Annotated in this window: 13 protein-coding genes and 1 tRNA gene; 5 read left to right on the forward strand and 9 right to left on the reverse strand. The window is 65.1% G+C overall.

The genetic code is table 11. From position 1 onward, the window contains the following. Window positions 1–29 precede the first annotated feature (29 nt). Window positions 30–674, forward strand: a complete 645-nt coding sequence (locus ACZ6Z4_RS03850) for a TetR/AcrR family transcriptional regulator (protein WP_465557830.1) — start codon at window positions 30–32, stop codon at window positions 672–674. A gap of 62 nt (window positions 675–736) precedes the next feature. On the opposite strand, the gene ACZ6Z4_RS03855 is transcribed toward ACZ6Z4_RS03850, so the two are convergent. The 3 genes from ACZ6Z4_RS03855 to ACZ6Z4_RS03865 all read right to left on the reverse strand — a co-directional run bounded on the left by ACZ6Z4_RS03855 (window position 737) and on the right by ACZ6Z4_RS03865 (window position 3930). Continuing rightward, a complete protein-coding gene (locus ACZ6Z4_RS03855; protein ID WP_465557832.1) occupies window positions 737–2161 on the reverse strand; it encodes a glycosyl hydrolase family 18 protein in 1425 nt (474 codons plus the stop codon). A gap of 196 nt (window positions 2162–2357) precedes the next feature. Continuing rightward, entirely contained in the window at window positions 2358–3071 is a 714-nt protein-coding gene (locus ACZ6Z4_RS03860; RefSeq protein ID WP_465557834.1) for a class I SAM-dependent methyltransferase, read from the reverse strand. Window positions 3072–3138: 67 nt separating this feature from the next. After that, window positions 3139–3930, reverse strand: a complete 792-nt coding sequence (locus tag ACZ6Z4_RS03865) for an alpha/beta fold hydrolase (RefSeq protein ID WP_465557836.1) — start codon at window positions 3928–3930, stop codon at window positions 3139–3141. Between the two features lie 129 nt (window positions 3931–4059). On the opposite strand from ACZ6Z4_RS03865, the gene ACZ6Z4_RS03870 reads away from it, so the two are divergent. The 4 genes from ACZ6Z4_RS03870 (at window position 4060) to ACZ6Z4_RS03885 (ending at window position 9615) form a co-directional block, all read left to right on the forward strand. Then, window positions 4060–5376, forward strand: a complete 1317-nt coding sequence (locus tag ACZ6Z4_RS03870; RefSeq protein ID WP_465557838.1) for a hypothetical protein — start codon at window positions 4060–4062, stop codon at window positions 5374–5376. A gap of 42 nt (window positions 5377–5418) precedes the next feature. Next, entirely contained in the window at window positions 5419–8370 is a 2952-nt protein-coding gene (locus ACZ6Z4_RS03875) for an AfsR/SARP family transcriptional regulator (protein WP_465557840.1), read from the forward strand. Continuing rightward, window positions 8370–9515: an MFS transporter gene (locus ACZ6Z4_RS03880; protein WP_465557842.1), complete on the forward strand. Its 1146-nt coding sequence runs from the start codon at window positions 8370–8372 to the stop codon at window positions 9513–9515. The genes ACZ6Z4_RS03875 and ACZ6Z4_RS03880 overlap by 1 nt, the downstream gene beginning before the upstream one ends. A 27-nt stretch (window positions 9516–9542) precedes the next feature. Next, window positions 9543–9615: transfer RNA gene (locus tag ACZ6Z4_RS03885), tRNA-Thr, on the forward strand. Between the two features lie 96 nt (window positions 9616–9711). Here ACZ6Z4_RS03885 and ACZ6Z4_RS03890 read toward each other — a convergent pair. From ACZ6Z4_RS03890 to ACZ6Z4_RS03915, 6 genes are all read right to left on the reverse strand, one after another. Continuing rightward, on the reverse strand, window positions 9712–10032 hold the full coding sequence (locus ACZ6Z4_RS03890; protein WP_465557844.1) for a hypothetical protein: 321 nt from the start codon (window positions 10030–10032) through the stop codon (window positions 9712–9714). Window positions 10033–10493: 461 nt separating this feature from the next. After that, entirely contained in the window at window positions 10494–13934 is a 3441-nt protein-coding gene (locus tag ACZ6Z4_RS03895; RefSeq protein WP_465557846.1) for an RNA-binding domain-containing protein, read from the reverse strand. Continuing rightward, the gene (locus tag ACZ6Z4_RS03900; RefSeq protein WP_465557848.1) at window positions 13931–15148 is read right to left on the reverse strand and encodes a restriction endonuclease subunit S; all 1218 of its coding nucleotides are present in this window, start codon (window positions 15146–15148) and stop codon (window positions 13931–13933) included. The genes ACZ6Z4_RS03895 and ACZ6Z4_RS03900 overlap by 4 nt, the downstream gene beginning before the upstream one ends. Continuing rightward, window positions 15145–17148 carry a type I restriction-modification system subunit M gene (locus ACZ6Z4_RS03905; protein WP_465557850.1) on the reverse strand — a complete coding sequence of 668 codons (2004 nt, stop codon included), beginning with the start codon at window positions 17146–17148 and terminating at the stop codon, window positions 15145–15147. The genes ACZ6Z4_RS03900 and ACZ6Z4_RS03905 overlap by 4 nt, the downstream gene beginning before the upstream one ends. Before the next feature lie 340 nt (window positions 17149–17488). Continuing rightward, a complete protein-coding gene (locus ACZ6Z4_RS03910; RefSeq protein WP_465557852.1) occupies window positions 17489–19645 on the reverse strand; it encodes a GmrSD restriction endonuclease domain-containing protein in 2157 nt (718 codons plus the stop codon). A gap of 741 nt (window positions 19646–20386) precedes the next feature. Continuing rightward, a complete protein-coding gene (locus ACZ6Z4_RS03915; protein WP_465557854.1) occupies window positions 20387–21307 on the reverse strand; it encodes an alpha/beta fold hydrolase in 921 nt (306 codons plus the stop codon). Window positions 21308–21408 lie beyond the last annotated feature (101 nt).

A 21408-nucleotide genomic window follows, 5' to 3' on the forward strand; every position in this document is an offset into this window, starting at 1 on the left:
CAAAGTCGGCCCCCGGTTAAGCTCGCCCGGTGAGCACGCCACCGGCCAAACGCGCCTACCGTTCGAGTGCGCGGGCCCGCAGTGCCGAGGCGACCCGAGCGGCCGTGCTGAGCGCGGCGACCGACCTGTTCACCACGCGCGGGTACGCCGGGACCTCGATCGATGCGATCGCCGAGGCGGCCGGGGTCGGGCGGTCGACCGTGTTCACGGCGGCCGGTGGCAAGCCGTGGCTGCTCAAGACGGCGTACGACGAGGCGCTGATCGGCGACGACCTGCCGGTCCCGCTGGCCGATCGCCCCGAGGCGCGGCAGTTGCGAGCGCTGGACGACGGCGCCGAGATCCTCGCGCTGTACGCCGAGTTGCTGACCCGGATCATGGCCGGTGCGTCGGCCCTGTACGACGTGATCCGGATCGCGGCCGACACCGACGCGGAGGTGGCGCGGTTGTGGGCCGAGATCGGCCGGCAGCGCCGCGACGGGGCGCGGCAGATCGTCGCCGTCCTGGTGTCGGCGGGGGCCCTCGCGGCACGGCTCACGCCGGAACGGGCGGCGGACGTGATCACGGTCTACAACGACCCCGGGCTGCATCGGCAGCTTGTTGCCGAGAGCAACTGGACGCGCGAGGAGTTCCAGGCCTGGCTGACCCGGGCCCTGCGCCACGAACTGCTCGAGTAGCCGTCGACGGCGAACGCCCCGCCCACGGGGATCCGTGGACGGGGCGTTCGCACCTCAGGTGATCAGGCCGGGACGGTCCACAGCTGGTTGGCCGAGCGGGCGCAGTCCCAGATCTGCAGCCGGGTGCCGTCGGCCGAGCTCTGGCCGGTGGCGTCCAGGCAGCGGCCGGACGACGGGTTCAGGATCGTACCGTTGGACTGGGCCTGCCAGCCCTGGGCGCCGGTGCCGTTGCAGTCGTACAGCTGCACCTGGGTGCCGTTCGTCGTACCGGCGGCAGCGACGTCGAGGCACTTGCCGAGGGCCCGGATCGTGCCGTTCTCGACGGTCCAGGTCTGGGCGGTCGAGCCGTTGCAGGTCCAGAGCTGGACCGCGGTGCCGTTGGCGGGGTTGGCCCCGGCGACGTCGACGCACTTGCCGCCGATGCCCTTGATCGGGCCGGTCTTGCCACCGGTCGGCGGCGGGGTGGTGCCGCCGGCGGCGTCGAAGATCGCGCTCACCAGCGAGGCGCTGCCGGTGGCGTCCTGGGACAGCTCCCAGTTCATGATGCCGCCCGCGTTCGCGACCGCCCACTGGGTCTTGCGCTTGATGGTCGGGATGCCGTTGTAGCAGTTCTGCGCCCCGTTGATGTTCACGCAGTCGACGTTGGCGTTGTTCGGGTTCATCGCCACGATGTCCTTGTACTGCGTGTAGTTCGGGCGGCTGTAGAACGGCACCCCGAGCACGGTCTTGTTCTTCGGCAGACCGCGGTTCTTCCAGAAGTTCGCCGCGTTGATCGACCAGTCGTAACCGGCGTGCGGGCTGCCGCCGTCGTAGGCCATGATGTTCAGCCAGTCGACGTAGCCGAAGACGGCCGGCTGGACACCGTTCGCGGTGCCACCCTCGGAGACGACGGCCGCGGTGAGCAGCTTGCCGTTGGCGTGCAGGGTGTTGCTGAGCTGCTGCATCAGCGCCGTGTAGTTGTTGCCGGAGGTGCCCGGGTCCGGGTACTCCCAGTCGATGTCGACGCCGTCCAGGCCGTACTGGTTGATCACGCCCATCACGCTGTTCACGAACGTGGTCCGGGCGCCGGAGTTGCCGGCCAGCGCCTCGAAGGCGGAGTCGTTGCCGTCGTTCCAGCCGCCGATCGCCAGCGAGACCTTGACGCCGGCGGCGTGCCCGCGGCTGACCAGCTGGGACAGCTTCGAGGTGTTCTCGATGCCCTGCAGGGTGCCGTTGGAGTTCGGCAGCGCGAACGCGTAGTTGATGTGCGTCAGCTTCGAGTACTGGATGGCGTTCACGTCGCCGGCCCACGAGGGCATGTAGCCGACGCTGCGGAACCCGCTCGGCAGGGCGGCCGCGGCGCTCGGGGCGGCGACGGCGGCCTCGGACTGGGTGGCGGCTCCGGCCGTGGGGGCGACGACGGCACCGGCAGCGGCCGTGGCCACCGCCAGGCCGGCGACGGCCCATCGGGTTCGAAGCTTGATCCAAGGTGAAGAAAAAGCCTTCATGGGGGCGGGGTTCCTTTCGGACGGGTCCTGGGGCGGCCCCCGAAAGGCCAACAGACGCCGGACGTTCCGGTACCGGGACGTCCTTCAGGTGACACCTTCCGGGGGCGGTCGTACGAAGGTGTACTTAAGGAAAGATCTGACCGAAGTCGCGATCAGTGAATCGCGTTTCGCTCCGTGGCGTCAAGAGTTCACCGCGTTAAGAATCGATGCGGCGGCAGCGCAGGTAGAGCAGCTGCGCGGCTTCGCGCCAGACCGGGCTCTCGCCGATCGGCTCGGCCATGCGCTCGACCGCCAGGCCGGCCGCGACCAGCGTGTTCACGTACGTCGACAGCGTGCGGTGGTACGAGACGTTCGGCAGGATCGCCCACCGGGTCGCGCTGTCGTACGGGCCCTCCTCGAAGTACCGGCCGGTCACGCGGCGCGCGGTCCCGGCGGTGTGGTCGATCAGCTCGCCGTGCGCCGGCGGCTTGGTGCACGGGTGCACGATCGCGGCGACGAACCAGCCGCCCGGCTTCAGCACCCGGGCGACCGAGCGCAGCGTCGGCTCCAGGTCGGGGATGTCCATCAGCGCCATGTAGCAGACGACACCGTCGTACGAGCCGTCATCCAGTACGTCGAGCCGCTGCGCGTCGCCGTGCAGGTACTCGATCCCGCGCGGCTGCTCCTGCTCGAGCCGGCGCGCGTGGGTCAGCAGCCCCTCGGAGGCGTCGACCGCGACCACGCTCGCGCCGAGATCGGCCAGGTGCCGGGCGTCGCGGCCCTGGCCGCAGGCGACCGCCGCGACCCGCTGGCCGTGCAGGTCGCCGACGAGCTCGTCGAAGGTCGGGTCGGTCAGGCCACCGCCGTCGGGGTCGATGGTGGCGTGGTAGGCGTCGGCGGTCTCGTCGTACAGGCTGGTCACGTCGGTCATGGACCGATTCAACCCGAAGAGGCCAAAGCCCGCCTCGGTCATCAGGGAACCGAGGCGGGCTCCGGGGTCAGCGAGCGGCTTGCTCGATCAGGTCGGCGACCTTGCCGGGCTGGGACACGGCGACCGCGTGCGACGCGCCCTTCACCTCGACGACCTTCCTGGCGTGCGCGCGCTCGGCCATGAAGCGCTGCGACGCGGCCGGGATGTTCCGGTCCAGCGTCGGGATCAGGAAGTACGACGGGATGCCAGTCCAGGCCGGCGCACCGGTCGGGCCCTGGTTCAGCGCGGCGTCGGTGATCGGCCGCTGCGTGACCGCCATCAGGGCCGCCTGCTTGGCCGGGACGTCGGCCGCGAACTGACCGCGGAACTTGTCCTGCTGAATCGTCACGTCGTTGACGCCGTTGCCCAGCGGGACGCTCTGCAGGGTGTCACCGAGCGTGCCGCCCGGGTACTTGCCGGACAGGTCCGCCGCGCTCTCACCCTTGGCCGGCGCGTAGCCCGCGACGTACACGAGCGCCTCGATGTTCTTGTTGCCGGTCGCGGCCGGGGTCATCACCTCGCCGCCCCAGGAGTGGCCGACCAGCACGATCGGTCCCTCGACCGCTGCCAGCTGGCTCTTCACGTACGCCGCGTCGCCGTCGACGCTGCGCAGCGGCAGCGCGACCGTGACGACCGGGTAGCCGCCCTTCTTCAGCCGCTTGATCACGCCGTTCCAGCTCGACGAGTCGGCGAAGGCACCGTGCACCAGGACGACGGTCGGCCGGTCCGGCTTGGCGATCGCCTGCGAGCTCACTCCCGCCAGCCCGAGCAGGGCCAGCACCAGTACGCCGATCAGACCGATGGTCCGCTTGCTCCGCATCTTCGTTTCCCCTTCGTGGTCGTAGAACTGAATGCAACGTGGGGCAGGGCGCCGATGTCACCCCGATGACGAGTTCACGCCACCTGTAGCCTTGCCGCACTGGGTGGGGTGGGTTGGGGAGACAAACACATGGGTGGGGATTTCAGGGCCCGGCGACGGGCGCTGTGGACGGCGGGTGCCGCCGTCCTGGCGGTGGGTGCCGCGGCGGTGAGTTGGGCCGTCGCGCGGCCTGGTGCGGCGCCGTCTGGTGTCGGTACGCCGACGCCTGTGACGTCGTCGGCGCCTTCGGCCTCGGAGGCCTCGGAGGCTTCGGAAGTCTCGGAGCTCGAGGCGCAGGTGGACGCCGTGCTGAAGGCGCGCGCGGCGGCGCTGCTCGGCGGCCGGTTGCCGGCGTTCCTCGGGCAGCTCGACCCGGCCAACGCCAAGCTGCGGGCGCGTCAGCAGCAGCAGTTCGCGAACCTGCGCAAGATCGGGCTGCGCTCGCTGACCTACCGGCGCGAGGGCGGCTGGGTGCCGGAGCCGCAGCAGCAGCACGGCGCGAACGCGTACGCCTTCCGGGTCATGATGCTGGTCCAGGTGAACGGCATCGACACCACGCCGCGCTACGTCCCGCTCGGCTACACGTTTGCCGAACGCAACGGCCGCTGGCTGCTCGTGGACGACGACGACCTGGCCGCCGAGTCCGACCGCGGCAAGACCCATGAGCCGTGGGATCTCGGCCCGCTCGAGGTGGTCCGCGGGCCCGGCGTCCTGGTGGTCGTCCCGCCGGCGGAGAAGGCGAACGGGCGCCGGCTGGTCCGCGAGGCGCGGGTCGCCGTACCGGCTGTGCGCGCGGCCACCCGGCGGTCTCAGGCAGGCATCCTGGTCGTTGCCCTGAGCGACAATCGGTCCTTCGACGCCGAGTGGCAGACCGGCGGCCATCCCGCGGCGGCGATCGCCGTCCGCAACTACACGCCGATCGACGCCGAGGCGACCCAGTTCAAGGTGACCGGCAGCAGAATCGTGATCCACCCCGGCCAGCGCGCGGACGCCGACCGCTACCTGCTGGCCCACGAGTTCACGCACGCGGCGCTGTCCCCGCTCGGCCACGGTGCGCCGACCTGGCTCGTCGAGGGCTTCGCGGAGTACGTCGAGATGAAGCTGACCGCCGACGAGGGCCTCACCGAGTGGCTCGCCGACCACCGCCGCACGATCCGCCGCGAGGGCTTGCCGAAGCTGAAGGTGCTCCCGATCGACGGAGTCTTCCACGGCGACTACGACGAGCAGAGCTACGGCGTCAGCTGGCTGATCGTCGAGCACCTCGTCACGACGTACGGTCTGCCGCGCGTGAACGCCTTCTACGCCGAGCTCGCCAGGACCCCCGAAGACCCCACCGCCCGCGACCGGGCGCTGCTGAAACACTTCAAACTGACCGACGCGGGCCTGGTGGCAGCCGTCAAACGGTGAGATTTCCGGCCTGGTCGAGCCTCGCGTCGTGGAGACTGAGGTATGGACAGGCTGCGGCTCGAACTGCTGGGGGTGCCGCGGGGGTTCGCCGGGGCGACGGCGTTCGATCTCGGGCCGGTGCGGCAGCAGGCGGTGCTCGCGGTGCTGGCGCTGAACGCGAACCGGGTGCTGACGGCGGAGGAGCTGCTGGGGGCGGCGTGGGGTGACGCGGCGCCGGCGAGTGGGGCGAAGGTCGTGGCGCCGTACGTCTATCGGGTGCGGCAGGCGCTGCCTGACGGTGAGGTGCTGCGCCGGACGCGGCATGGCTATGTCCTCGACCTGGCGCCTGACCAGCTTGATGTCAGCGCCTTCGAGGCTGCTGTCGCGGAAGCCCGGCGTACCGAGGACAAGTGCGCGGCGGCTGATCTCTTCGCGGCGGCGCTCGGTCTCTTCGTCGGCGAACCACTCGCCGGGCTGCCGGGCCGCTACCTCGCGTCCGAGCGGCATCGACTGCACGAGCTGCGTCGCAAGGCGCAGGCCGAGCAGATCGATCTCGCGCTCCACCTCGGGCGGCACGCGGAGGTGATCGCCGAGCTGACAGCTCGGGTGGAGGACGATCCGCTCGACGAGCAGGCGACCGCGCAGCTGATGACCGCGCTGTACCGGGCTGGGCGGCAGGCTGATGCGCTCGACGCGTACGCGCGGGCGCGGTCGGCATTGATCTCGCAGCTGGGGGTGGAGCCCGGCCCGAGTCTGCGGGCGGCGCATCGGGCGGTGCTCGCCAATGCGGACTCTGGTGGTCTGTCTGCGGGCGCCGGTCTGTCTGGGGTCGATGGTTCGTTCGGGCCTGCTGGTCGCGACGAGCTTCCCTACGCGGGCTCGACGTTCGTCGGCCGTGCTGCGGATCTGCGCTCGGTGACCTCGACGCTGACCCAGCCGGGCGTGATGCCGCTGGTCTGCATCGACGGCATGGCCGGCATCGGCAAGACCACCCTCGCGATCCACGCCGCGCGAGCTGTCGCGGACGCGTTCCCGGACGGCCGGCTCTTCGTCGACCTGCACGGCCACACCCCCGGCCGGACGCCGATGACCGCGGCCGCGGCGATCAACCATCTGCTCCGGGCTGTCGGCGTGACCGCCGACCGGATCCCCGCGGACCTCGGCGCGGCCGCAGCATTGTGGCGTGCGGAGACCGCCGGTCGTCGCGTCTTGGTTGTCCTCGACAACGCACCGGACACCGCCGCCGTGCAGCCGTTGTTGCCCGGAGCCCCTGGTTGCGCGGTGATCGTCACCAGTCGTTCGCAGCTGTCCTTGGACGTCTCGGACCGCCTTCCGTTGGGTGCGTTGAGCAACGACGACGCGGCCGAACTGGTTGCCTCGGTGTCAGGCCGTCCGAGAACCGATCCGGGCCTGACCGGCCTGGTCGAGCGCTGCGGCCGGATCCCGCTGGCGCTGTCGATCGCGGGCTCGAAACTGCGGCACCGGCAGAGCTGGACCGTTGCCCACCTCAACGATCGGATGGACGCGAACCGGCTGGTCGAGCTGAGCATCGACGGGCGCAGCGTGACGGCGGCGTTCATGGTCTCGTACGAGCAACTTCCGGCGCCGCAGCAACGACTGCTGCGACTCGTTGCCCTGGTCCCCGGTCGCGACTTCGACCGGTACGGCGCGGGCGCGCTGGCCGGGCTCTCGCCGGAGTCAGCCGAGGACGCGCTCGACGCGTTGGTGGACGCGAACATGTTGCTGGACAACGGTCCTGGGCGCTACCGGCTGCACGACCTGATCCGCGAGTTCGCGGCCGGGTTGCCCTCGGACGGCGCTTCGCTGGAGCCGCTGCTCGCGTACTACACGGCGGCGGCGCGGGCGACCGGCGTACATCTGCTGGGTGATCCGCCGTTCGCTCAGCCGACAGGTGTGGTGCTGCCCGCGCTCGCCACCGCCGACGAGGCCGAGGCGTGGCTCGCGCGTGACGCCGAGAACGTGCTCGACGCCGTCGCCTGGACGGTCGCGCACGACCGGCCCGCCGAGACCGTCGCGCTGACGCTCGGGATCTACCCGTTCGTGTTCACCGCCGACCGCAACGACCTCGGCAGCAAGCTCCTGGCGTCCGCGATCGCCGCCGCCCGGCGAGTGGGCGACCGGCCGAGCGAGGTCTACTTCCTGGTCCAGTCGGGCTGGCTGGAGCTCTCGCTGCACGACCGCGAGACCGGGCTGCGGCTGCTCGACCACGCGATCACGCTCGCCGACCGGCTCGGCGACGTACAGCTCCAGGCGTACGCCGCTGCCCAGCTGGGACGGGCGTCGCTCCGGATCGGCCGCCCGGCGCGGGCGATCGCGGAGCTGACCCGCGCGCTGTCGCTGTCGGGGGAGCTGTCGCCGCGGACCGCGACGATGTACCACCACACGCTGGCGATCAGCTTCTGGAGCCAGTCCCGGTACGCCGAGGCGGCGGACGCCGTACGGGCGGCGTACGCGGCGGCGGAGAAGGGCGGGTTCCGGCTCCGGATGGCGCGGCTGCTCAGCTTCCTGGCCTGCTGCCAGGTCGACCTGAAGCAGCCGGCCGAGGCGCTCGCGACGATCCGGCGTACGGCAGATCTGGGCGGGCCGACGACGCCACGGTTCAGCACCGAGATCCTGACGATCCGGGGGAGCGCGCTCGAGCAACTCGGCGACCTCGACGGCGCGCTCGACTCCCACCACCGCGCGCTGGAGCAGGCCGCGCTGACCGGCAACGCCGACGGCGAGGCGGAGGTCAGGCTGCGGCTCGGCTCCACCTTGCGGGCGGCCGGCAACCACCGCCGGGCCGCCGAGGAGTTCCAGCGCGCTTTCGATCTGGTTGCCGAGAGCGGCACCGCTTTCGACCAGGCCCGAGCCCTCGACGGCCTGTCGGACTGCCTGCGGTTGAGCTCCCCCGAGCAGGCCGCCGCCTACCGCCGCCAAGCCCTCGCCCTCTACGAGCAAATGGAGTCCCTGGAGGCTCGCCGACTGGCCGGGGAAGGCCTTACTGTTCGGTAATGCCCCGCAGCCGCTGGACGCCGATCGTCGCGTACTCCCTGGTCGGCGCCGCCACCCAGCTGGTCTGGCTCAACTTCGCCGGCATCACCACGGTCGCCGCCACCCGCTACGACGTCTCCGAGAACGCCATCGGCTGGCTGGCCCAGGTCTTCCCCCTGCTGTACGTCGTACTGGCCATCCCCGCGGGCCTGCTCCTGGACCGCTGGTTCCGCCCGTCCCTCCTCATCGGCGCCCTCCTGACCGCCCTGGGCGCCCTACTCCGCCTAGGCGACACCTACCCCTGGCTCTTGACCGGCCAACTGGTCGCCTCGGTAGCCCAACCCCTCGTCCTCAATGCCGTCACCGGCATCACCGGCCGCTACCTGTCTCCGAAAGACCGCCCCACCGGCATCGCAGCCGGCACCGCCAGCATCTTCGCCGGCATGGTCATCGCCTTCGTCCTCTCCGCAATCTTTGCCTCCAGCAACCAAATCCCCGTCGTCCTGGTCATCTCAGCCATCTTCTCCGTCATCGCCGCGGTCCTGCTGCTGGTGGCCCTCCGCCTCCCTGCCTTGCACACCTCTGCCTCTCCCCGCCCCGACCGCAACGCCCTCCGCACAGCCTGGAGCGACCCCCTCATCCGCCGCCTCTGCCTCCTCGCGATGTTCCCCTTCGGCGTCTTCGTAGCCCTCACCACCTTCGCCCAGGCCCTCCTCGAACCATCCGGCGTCTCCGCCAGCACCGCCAGCACGATCCTCCTCGTCAACGTCATCGCCGGCGTCCTCGGCAGCGCCACCATCCCCATCCTGGTCTCCCGCCACCAAGCCGCCTCAGCCCAACTAACCCTCAGCCTCACCGCCACCGCCACAGCCTGCGTGTGCCTAGCCCTCTTCCCCGGCCCCGTCGTCGGCTACCTGGCCATCACCACAATCGGCGTACTCCTACTCCCAGCCCTCCCGGTCGTCCTGGAAATAGTCGAACGCCAAACAGGCGAAGCCGAAGGCACCGCAGCCGGCCTCATCTGGATGTCCGGCAACCTAGGCGGCCTCCTGGTAGCCACCGCAGTAGGCCTCCTGGTCAACCACCCCACCCCCGCCTTCCTCCTCATGGCAGCCATAGCCCTCATCGCCACCCCCGGCGCCCGAGCCCTCCGCCACTCCCTCTGACCCATCCACTACAATCGACCAGCACCCGCCGACGTGGCGCAATTGGTAGCGCACCGCTCTTGTAAAGCGGTGGTTAGGGGTTCGAGTCCCCTCGTCGGCTCTCTGAACTGGGCTTATACCGTGGCGGCTATGGAAGAAGTAGCCTCAACTGACCGGAAACTGACCGCTTTGGTCCGTCGAGGGTCGAGTTTGGTCGTCACGGCTCAGGTCCTGCCGGCCCTGGTTGGTCTTGGTCATCGATCGACTTCAGCGCCTCGTTGAGGATCCGTGCTGCATCCGGATTGAGGACCTTTCGACCGACGTACGCGTTGAGCGTCGTGGTCGTATCGGCCTGCCCGAGCTGATCCGCGATCTGGCGCGCCGACTGTCCGCCGTCGTCAAGAATCGTGGCGGTCGTCTTCCGGAACTTGTGCGAGGTCACCCACGCGAGATCGTCCGCGAGCGACGGACGACCGGCCAGTTCGACCGCTTCGAACAACGCCGCTCGATCAGCTCTGGACACGCCGTACAGCTTCACCAACGCGGAGACCTCGTCGGGCTGAATCTTGAACCCGGCCCGTCTCGATCAGGCTCATGCGATTCTTCAGCCATCCCAGCTCTGCCACGACTTCGTTCTGCGTCTTCCCGGCCGATCGCCGGAAGGTCTTCAAGCTCTTCGCAGTTCGGCCCGACGCCGACTACCGACCGATCGACGTGCCTCCCCGTTTGCCCACCGAGGCGCTGTCTTGACCCCTAGCGTCGGGTCGCTACAGCACTGCCACCACGCCATCAGTCGACGTCCTCGTCCAGATCACCTGACCAAGCCGCGCGCACTGACTTGACCCGACTCAGGTCTACAAATCGCGCAGCGCCGTTGATGCTTGGCGATACCGTGAAGACTCGGCCGCCACGCCTCGATGCAGCGGCCCCGACCTGAGTGAACCCATCACAACGCGAAGGATCGCGTCAGGAAGCGTTACCAATCCGTTGGCCGTGCTGCTAGCTGCTTGGCCAGCGGGAAAGGATGAATTTGGCTTTCTCGGACTCATCGAGGGCACGAGTCGAGTTTCCTGTGCGAACGTAAAACTTGGTCTCTTTGCGTTGCTGGCCGCTCTTTTCGACGCTGATACGGGCATCGACCGGGAAGCCGGACGGGTGGACGTGTATCCGGCAGATGGGCTTGCCGTCGATAACGTGCATCTGCCGGCCGACGTTGGCGGCGAGCGCGGCGCCCATCGCCTCGACGATGAGGTTGTTGAGGTGCAGCCCGAATAGATCGGCGTCGTCCTTGCCCGACCGGCGAAGGTTCGCAAAATCCGGCTCCAGCCCAACCGGCACGCCGCTGTCGTGGATGCCGATGAGCAGCGTGCCGCCGTCGCGGCTGTTGGCGAACGCCGCGATCGTCTTAAGGCTGGCGGTCTCGAGCGGCTTATAGCGCACGCCCTCCTCGGTGACCGACAACGAGGCCTTATATTCCAGGTGCTCGCTCTCTAGGTCGGAGCCCAGCAGATCACTGATCGGGCAGTATTCCTGGTAAGCCACCTTCGCCCTGCCTTGCACCATTTTCAGGTAGGTGTCCAGCACCATCGACTGCGCGTCCGGGTTGTCAATGAGCGTGAGGCTCAACTCCTGAGACACGTTGACGTGGTTGACGATCTCCTCGGTGAAGACCTTGGCGAGGAACAGGCGGAAGTTATCCTCTGTGTTGGCTGCAGCGGCGCGTTGCACCTCCGGCCGCTCAATCACGTTCGCGACGATGGCGTCCAGATGCACCCGGTCACCGTCGGAGAAGTCAGTGTTGAACCGATCGTTTAACTTAGCGATGATGGCGGAAAGCAGTTCCTCCTCAGCCTTAGCCTGCCCTCCTGTTCGAGAGAGCATCGTGCTGACCTCGCCGCCCTCGTTGGATAGTTCGATGGACCCGGCGAACGTCTTCTCGGTACGTAAATAGGTCAACTCAACCTCGGCGCCGAGATCGAGCCCGGTTTCGCCGGTCGGCCGAATGAACGAGGAGAGCGCCTTGCCATAGAGGAAATCAGCCTCCAGCTTGCTATCCGTGAACTCTACGATCTGCGAAAGGAACGAATACGTCCGCAAGAACCTGGCGAGAGCGTCTCTGAACGAGTCCTGCTCGTCTTCATCGAGGGCATGGAACCGGTCTATCGCCGGTGCAAGCCTTGCGTGCACCAGGCCATGGTTCTTGCCGATGCCGATGAGCAGCACGACAGTTGTCTCCACCTCATCCGGCCAGATCACACCGTATGGGTCTAGTTGGTGGCGAGTATCGTAGACCATGTTTGGGTCGGTGGGTTGCGCGACAGTGCTGGTGTACCACTCGGCAAATGATTTTTGGATGTCCTCAGTCTTGTTGCGGAAATCGAGGACGAACGTGCCGTCCTTCCCGTCGGCGAAGCGATTCAGCCGCGATAGGGTCTGTACGGCCGCCAGGTCGGACAGAATTTTGTCCACGTACATGGCGTAGAGCAATGGCTGGTCGAAGCCGGTCTGGTATTTCTCCGCGACTACCAACACATGCCACTCCTCGCTGGCGAATTCCTTAGTGGTCTGCGATTCTGGAAAGCCGTTCATCGAACTTTCCGTGTTGTCGACTTTGTCGACCTCGACGGTGCCGGAGAATGCGCCGAGCACACCGATCCTGTAGCCATGGTCGTCGCAGTACTTCCGCAGTACTTTGGTATAGCGGACGGCCTGCTCGCGGGAGGAGGTGACCACCATCGCCTTACCTCTGCCGCCGATCTTGTGCTTAACATGCAGGCGGAAGTGTTCGATGATGACCTCGGCCTTCTGCGCCAAGTTCGATTCGTGCAAGCTGATGAACCGCGCGATGGCGGCGCCGGCCATCTTTGGGTCGTACGCCGGGTCGTCGCGGACCTTCTTCTCGATGTTCCAGTAGGTCTGATAGGTGACGTAGTTGGCTAGCACATCGAGGATGAATTTCTCCTCAATCGCCTGCCTCATCGAGTACAGGTGGAACGCCTCGTGTCGGTCGGTCACTAGGTTGCGCCTACCGAACATCTCGAGCGTGCGGGCTTTTGGCGTTGCGGTGAATGCGAAGAAGGAGATGTTTGGTTGCCTTCCGCGCGCCTTTGCCATCGCAGCGAGCGCGTCTCCGACCGGATCGTCAGTGCGCTCCGATTCCCCAGCGCCGAGCAGCGCCTTGAGTTTGGTGGCCGACTCACCAGTCTGTGACGAGTGCGCCTCGTCCACGATAACCGCATAGCTTCGGTCGGGCAGCTGGAGACCCTGCTCGACCACGACGGGGAACTTCTGCAGCGTGGTGATGATTATCCGGGCTCGCTGCCCGGTGAGTGCGGCCCCAAGCTGCGCCGAGTCGGTGTCGATCTTCTCGACGAGCCCGAATTGATGCTCGAACTGATAAATGGTGTCTTGCAGCTGCTTGTCGAGCACCCGCCGGTCGGTGATGACCACGACCTTGTCGAACACCGGCCGGTCATTCGCACCGTGCACCGTCGATAGTCGGTGCGCGAGCCAGCCGATCGTGTTGGACTTCCCCGACCCGGCAGAGTGCTGGATCAGGTAGTCGTGCCCCGGTCCCTCCACCTTGGCAGCCGCTTCGAGTTTGCGCACCGCGTCCCACTGGTGAAACCGCGGGAAGATCATGTTCCGGACGCGCTTGCTGCCCTTCGGCAGCTTCTCCACGTGTACGAACCGTTGCAGCAGATCCAGCCAGGCGTCGCGTTCCCAAACCTGCTCCCACAGATAGGCAGTGCGATGCCCGTTCGGGTTAGGGGGGTTCCCGGCGGCCTTGTCGTGTCCTTGGTCGAACGGAAGGAATCGCGTCTTCGTCCCGGCCAGCCTGGTGGTCATCGCTACCCGCTCGGTATCTACCGCGAAGTGAACAACGCATCGCCGAGCGAGCATGACGTTGTTCGGATCGCGGTCGCTACGGTACTGCGCCTTGGCATCGTCAATACCCTGCCCGGTCAACGCGTTTTTCAACTCTGCCGTCGCCACCGGCAGCCCGTTGACCACCAACGCAAGGTCGACCCGTCTGTCGCTGTGGGGGTCATACCGGAACTCCGAGATGACGGCGAGCAGATTCTTCTCAAACCGCGCGACAAGTTCCGGCGTTGCAGCACCGACCGGCTTGAAGTAGGCCAGTTGGATCGTCACGCCCCGGTCAACCACTCCGCGCCGGAGCACATCCACTGTCCCCCGCGCATCCAACTCTCTCACCAGCCGCCCCTTGAAACCCCGCTGGGCGGCTCCGACTTCGCCATACTTCGCGACCAGATCGTTCCACTGATCGACCTGCGTGGCGCCGATGAATTGCAGTGTCGCGCCAAAGTCAAGCCCGTTGTGTCGGTCGATGTCATGGTCACCGGACCGCTTATATCCCCCCGAGCCAACTAGCCAGGCAACGATTTCGGCCTGAAACGTGGCTTCGTCTGGTTTCATCGAAAAACTCCCGCTACGTTCATTTGCCCAGTGACGACTGCAGTGATCAGCGCATCCTTCCTCTCACGCGCGAGGTCGGCTGAACGTGCCACGGCCCACTTGAGAGGCGTGATCTTCTTGATCATTTCGGCGATACTTCGCTGCTCAGATAACGGCACTTGAGGAACTGGGATCCGCCCGAAAAGGTCCCAGTTACGGAAATCGACGGCTCGCTCTCTAGTGCTGGACGAAAAAAGACCAAGATAACCATCTGTAGCTAGAACGTGCAGCATCCGACCAAGATAGACAGCATCGCCACCATCTTTGGGTGCGCAAACGTGGTAAGCGGGACTGCAAACCCCGTCGGTCTCTGAAGTCCCAATAGCGCCAGCAAAGCCGTCGAGGCCGTGAATCACAACATCGCCTTCACGCACGCCTTGCGTACGAGAGTTTTCGGTCCACGATTCCGTATAACCATCCAATCTACGCCGGGATCGAGCAGTTACTTGACCATCCCTGAATGCTGTCACGGTCTCATCAACTTTCAAAGGCGGGCGATCCAGCTTTTCCAGTACCTTTCGTATTGTCGAAACGCCTTCAGCTCTCGTGCCGTCGGCGAGCCCACTGTCCGCTATCCGCTGACGAATACGGCTCTCGACCTTCTCCTCTAACAGCCCAACCAGCTTGGCCTTGTTAGTTACGAGCGAATCGATACGGGTGGTCTCGCGATCGAGAAAATCTGCCACCTTCCTCTGATCGACCAGAGGGGGGGCCTCGATCGGCAACCGTTTTATATCCCATTGAAAGAGATGGGGAACGCCCATGCCGGCACGGAGTGAGTTGATCTGAGACTGCGTTCGCCTGCTTGCTAGCGAATACCTCAGAAACCGACTTTCCATGTCAAATGGACGAATTATCGCAATAGATCCATTTACCGTGGCCGCTTTAGGTAGCTCTTTCACAACGTTAGTAATCCCCAGTGTATTGCCATCCTTGACAAGCAGCACGTCGCCAGCGATGAGCTTCAACTCCGGAGATTCGTGATATCGGTACCCAGAAATATAGTTCACGTTCTCAAAGTCGATGACACTGGTCTTGATGTTCGGCGTCGATAGAAAGGCGTATCCATCTGGTTGATACTCTTCGGCAGTCAGCGCCTTCCAGCCAATCCTGGCATGCACAGATGCAACCCGATCCACCCGCGTGCGATGCCATCCTTGCCGCAATGAAGTCATTCGACCACCTCGGCGAGGAGCTTCTTAATTTCCTTTTCTAGTTGCTCGATATCGGCGTCGATTTCACCAAGTGGACGCGGCGGGACGTAGTTGTAAAAATACCTAGTCAGTGGAACTTCATAGCCGATCTTAGTTTTGTCGTAATCAATCCACGCATCAGGAACGTGCGGCACAACTTCGGCGGCTAGGTATTCGTTGACCGCCGCCTCATACTCCACTGTGGCTAGCCGGCCCTTAATGTCCGCCTCGAAGTCAACTTCGACGGATGGAAGTGGGACGTTTTCGTACTCGCGGAGGTCGGGGTCGGGAACCTGTGAACCCTTTTCGTCGAGGACGGGTGGAGCTGCTGGGTCGCGAACGGAGAGCGCATCCAGGAGAGCATCTTGGAGAGGCTTGCCTCGTTGGCCGGAGCTGGCCATTAGCTCGATGACTTTCTTGCGAGCCAGGGGTTTCTCGCTGATGACCTCGCCGCCCCAGCTGGCCAGACCGGACAGCAGGGCCTCGCGGGCGGCTGTCGAGAGTTTGGCGATCTTCTTGTCAGAAGCGAATTTGGCACGGGTCTCCTCGGTCACCTCCCAGCGGAGACGTAGCGGTCGTTCTACTGTGATGCGCAAGAAACCGAGAGACTCGTTCGGGAAGATCTTGACCTTGTCGCCCTCGACGAAGTTGTTGTGCAGGCGTACTATCTCGTCGATCTGTTCCGGCGATATTTCCTTGCGCTTGTCGCCAAGGCTTTTACGCATCTTGATGAAATGGTCGCGGGCATCGATAAGCTGGACCTTACCCTGGCGAACCTTGGCCTTGCGGTTAGTGACGATCCAGAAATATGTTGAGATGCCGGTATTGTAGAAGAGTTGGTCCGGGAGTGCGACCACGGCCTCCAGCCAGTCGTTCTCGATGATCCAACGGCGGATCTCGGACTCGCCTGAGCCCGCCCCGCCTGTGAACAGCGGCGAGCCATTGAAAACTATCGCTAGGCGGCCGCCACCTCGGCTCGGCCGGCGCATCTTCGAGATCATGTGTTGGAGGAACAGGAAGGAGCCGTCATTGATGCGGGGCAGGCCAGCGCCAAAACGACCGTCAAAACCCTGATCGGCGTGTTCCTGCTTGATCTGATCGGCGACCATCTTCCACTCGACACCGAACGGTGGATTGGCCAGCAGGTAGTCGAACCGCTTACCATCGAACGCATCTTGGCTGAATGAGTTCCCGAACGCGATCTCGGCATCCTCGCCCTTCACCATGAAGTCAGAGCGGCAGATCGCGTAGGTCTCCTCATTGAGCTCCTGGCCAGAGACGCGGAGGGTGGCGTGCGGGTTCAGTTCGCGCAGCCGGTGCTCGGCGGTATAGAGCATGCCGCCGGTGCCGCAGGCTGGGTCGAGGATGGTTTTCACAATGCCTGGCTTGGCCAAGTCCGGCTCGTCGGTGAGCAACAAGTCCACCATGAGGCGGATGACCTCGCGTGGCGTGAAGTGCTCGCCGGCCGTCTCGTTAGACAACTCGGAGAACCTGCGGATCAGCTCCTCGTACAGGTAGCCCATCTCGATGTTGGATACCGTGTCCGGATGCAGGTCGATCTCGCAGAACAGCGACACCACCAGGTACAGCAGATTCGACCGGCCCAGCTTGGTGATCTGCTTGTCCAACTCAAACTTCTCCAGCACGTCCCGCGCATCGTCCGAGAAGGCGGCCAGGTAGATCTTGAGTTTGTCAGCCAGCTCATCCGGCGTGTCAAGCAGCCGCGTCATGGTGAGCTCCGAGGTGTTGTAGAACGGCACCCCGGCCGCGGAGCGGAGAAACTCTGCCCTGTCGCCGTATTGCTTGTGCGCAGCGAGAACCTTGGCCTTGGTCGGCTCAAGCACACAGTCGAGCCGACGGAGCACGGTCAACGGTAGAATCACTGTGCCGTAGTCTGACTGCTTGTATAGCCCCCGCAGCTTGTCTGCCACCGACCAGATGAACGCTGCATGATTCTTGATTGTCTGACTTGGTTCCGTCATTCGCCCGACCTTCGTACGTTCTGCACTTTGAGACTTTCATCCTGGCACGACGCTAGGTGCGGCCCGATTCCAGCATGCCGGAGGGCGTGGCGTCCGGTTCATCCTCGCAGACAGTCGAGCGTGGGAATCAGATGTCTCGCGAAGAGCAGCCAGCTTGCGCAGCGGAACGTGCCCGAGCCCCCAACCCCATCGAGGTCGGTCTGGATCCGGGCGCTCAGAGGACGACTCCGACTAGAGCAAGGAGCGTCTTGGTGTGAGAGTCGACTCTCCACCTGGTCCATCGCGCCACGTGGGAACGGTCGTACGGGCCTCGCTGCTCGACGTGAGGGTTGTACATCCGTCAGACAAGGCCACGTTCCAGAGCATCACGGCGGATGTCGATCAGGCGGACGAGAGTGCCATTATAGTTGGCTTGCCAGAAGTGCCAGCCCTGGCATGCCTTGGCCTGGAGGACGAACTCGCCGGCTCCGGACAGTGAGCGAAAGATCTCGCCGGAGGCTACTCGGATGCGGCCGTCGGATAGGACCTCGGCGTGGAATTGCCGGCCCCGGCGTTGGCCTATCAGCTTGGCGCTGCTTGGCAGGAAGCCCTTGGCTATAAGGTCAATGACCGTGACGTTGTAACGTGCTCGGGTCCGAGTACGTGACGGGTCTGGGCGTCGAGCGGCGGCCGCAGGGAGAGTTCCGAACACCGCTGGGTCCCAGACGAGTTCACAAAGGCGTTGGTACAGAATCTGCCGCTCTTCGATCGCCTTCTTGTCGAACTTTGCAAATGCACGGAGCGATTTCTCCAGCTTGTGCTGCTTGGCGAAGTTATTGAATCCGGGATTCCGCTCGCGGTGGCTGGGGTTCAGGGAGCTGGCGAGCTGGTTCTGCCGTTGGTAATACATGACCTTCTTCTCATAGGGAAGGTCCTGGTAGCTAGCATTGTCCGATTTCCGCAGGAGCAGCAATGCGCCGAGACGGTTGCGATAGGCGTCGAATTCGATACGCGTGGGGGTCTCCGGCTGATACCGCTCGAAGTGGTTGGCCCAGATATGCTCGATCTCGAACGGGCGGCCGCCGTCCAGGTAGGCAGCCATGTCGTCACTCTTTCCGCAGCCGGTCTCAACGAAGCCGGTGAGGCGAGCCAGCAGGTAGCGGATCGCGCGGCTGTTGTTCGAGCGCAATCCATAGGCCTTCATGCTCGTGAAGTCGGATTCGAGAACCGCGATCTCCTCGGCGAGAATGCTGCGCAATCCCTCCACACTGGTACCGCCGCGCAGCCGTTCGACCAGCTGGACTGCAGCATTGTCGATGCCCGATGAGGGCTCGTCGTTAACCGCGTGGCGGGCAAATAGAAGGTCGAGATAGTCGGCAATCAGTCTCGACTTCACCTTAAACGTCCCAGAGTCGTCCTTCGGGTCGACAGCGGCCAGGATCGGTGCGGCTTGGTTTCTGATGCCGTTGTACTCGTTGAAGAAGACGCTCTGGAGTTCGCGCTCGTAGGCATTGGCCGCTGCCGCAAGGGTGCGGTAACGCTCGGCGTACTCGACGAGATCCTTGATGAGCTCGCGGAAGTCCGACGAGCGCTTCAGGCCGAGACGGTCGGCGTTGTCCTTGACCCACGTATGGAACTGCCTATTGATGCGCTCGACGTCCGTCGGGTCGTCACCTGATTCCATGCCGACGTCCGCATGACGACCGATCAAGAACGTCTTGATGAACTGGCTGGGCGCATTTACATCTATACCCGCCAAGTCAGAGACCATTTGCCGCCACATCTTGTCCATTCCACCCTTCTCGTCCCCGACCCGTGACAGGAGGAAGCTCTTCAGCAGGTCGATCGGGCCAAGGCGCACGCCCCGGTCGTTCATCGACTCGTAGATCTCCCAGCCCTGCTCAGATGTCGCGGCCTGGATGCCCACCATGCAGACACCATCGAGAAGCCAGTCCACGAAGTAAGGCAGCGCGTCGCTACGGAGGTCATCCGGGAACTCCTCCTGGAGGACCCGTGCCCCCTCCCAGAGCCGACGAAGATCCCCGGCCGCATTGTCCGGCAAGGTGTAGTCCGGGATCCGGAAAACCTCCGAGAGAAACTGAGCGCGGTCCGGTATGTCGAGGGTATACACCGGCTTGCCGAACTTGCCCGACTGGATCAAGCTGCTGAGATGCGCGGCCTCAGCCTCGAGGTCCTGCTCTTTGAGGAGCTCGCGCAAGTAGATCAGCATCAGGTGGAGGGTCGTGATCCGCTGCTGCCCGTCCACGAGGAATGTGATGTGGGCCTCCGCGTGATAGACGTACGGCCCTAGGAAGTACGGCTGGTAGCGGGCGACATCCTCCCGGTCGTGCTCCAAGCTCCAACTCGCCATGAACTTCTTCTGAAGGTCATCGATCAGGCGGCGGATGTCTTCGCGAGCCCAGGTATAGTCACGCTGGTAGCTGTCCAGCTGATACCGGCGCCCGGTGAAGACCTCCTCGATCGTCATCGCCCTGCCCTGGATCATGTTCTGCTGCATGCCGCCTCCCCTAACCGGTACATCTGGCAACCCATAACGTAGCCGCCCCGTCCTTCTGCTTGTGCACGGAGCTGCGTGTCTCTCTCGCGGTTCAGCGGCCGCCGTGGGCCTGCCGTATGGCAGGAACTGAGTCAGACCAACGCAGATTCGGATCTCGACGGCGGTGCCAACAGGAGGTGGTGCGCGGGGGTTGACACGGTCTCCCCGGGTGCCCGCCGTCGAAGTCTTCTCCCGTTGCCGAATCAAGCTCACTGTGGTGCTGGAGATGTTTATCGAGGAACACGTTGACCAGGATTGTTCGGTCCTCCAATGCGACAATCAGCGACATGCCACGGCGACTCGCGGTTCGGCGCAACCCAGTTCGCCTTGGAGCATGCGTCGTGCCACAAGTGTCGCGGGATGGTTTCGCCGACGGCGGGGCTGATTCGTGATTGCGGGTCGCGGCGGTAGCGAGAGGCGCATGTCGCCGGCCTCTTTACTGACCGCTTGAACGGCAAACAGCGGCCTACGTCACAAGGCAATGCCAACTAAAATCGGCATTCTCGCAGTTCATCGTCATGCTCGGCAGATGTTGCGACATGTCGAAAATCCACCGCTGGGAAAGCTGTGGTTAGGGGTTCGAGTCCCCTCGACGGCTCTATGGTTCGGTGTCTGCGGGCCGTTGGGAATTTCCGACGGCGTCCGACTGAACGCTTACTGAACGTTATTTGTTTTCCGCAGTCGAGTTTCATCTCATCGGGTTCAGGACGACAGCAAGTCGCTGCAGAGGAAGCGGATGGCGCGGTTGACCGTTTCGGGTTGTTCCCACGGGAGGAAGTGGCCGGCGTTCTTGAGCCAGAAGGGGCCGGTTGCTTGGGGGAAGGCGAGTGGGCAGCGCTGGTCGATGTGGTCGGTGAGGGTGACTTGGTCGGTGCCGATCAGGATCAGGGTCGGCTGTTGGACCGGGCGGTCGAGCATTTCCGGGGCGGACAGTGGCCGGGTGCCCATCACGATCTCGTAGTCGGCGAAGGCGGCGCGCAGTCGGGCTGCGTCGGCGTACGGTTCGGTCAGGTATGCCAGGTCGTCTTCGGTGAAGGCGTCGGGTGGGCACCACATGCGGTGGCCGTAGAACTCTGCGATGTAGCGTCGCCGCTGCTCGGGGGTCGCCAGTTCGGCGACCAAGGCGTCGGCGTGGTGGCCTTGGCGGCGCTGGTGGTCGTAGACGGCGGGCTTGGGGCGGGTCGGCGGGATACCTGCCGCGGTGAATGCTTCGGTCAGGTCGGGCATCGAGTCGTCCAGGATCACCAGGCGGTCGACCCGGTCGGGATGGCGGTTGGCCATGTCGATGGCGACCGCCGCGCCCAGGTCGTGCGCGGCGACGACCGCGCGGTTCCAGCCGAGCCGGTCGAGCAGGCCGATGAGGTCGGTGGTGAACGCGTTGAGGTCGTAGAAGTCGTCCGGCGCGAAGTCGGAGTCGCCGTAGCCGCGCAGGTCCGGCGCGACGACGTCGAACCCCGCGTCGGACAGCGGGGCGAGATTGTGCGACCAGATGCGGCTCGTACAAGGGAATCCGTGGACCAGCAGCAGCGGTGCGCCACCGTCGCCACGCCGGCGTACGGCCAGCTGATGCCCCGGGCGGACCTCGAACATCACCGGCGCAACGACCTCGTCAGGAACAGCCATGTGCACTGCCTACCCGACACTCCGGACGATCGACTTCCGGAATACGGCCGGACGAGCTCAGTGCTGAGGTCGGTGTCGCCGAGGTCCGCGAATGCGGAGCT

It is taken from the genome of Kribbella sp. NPDC104740 (genome assembly GCF_055583505.1).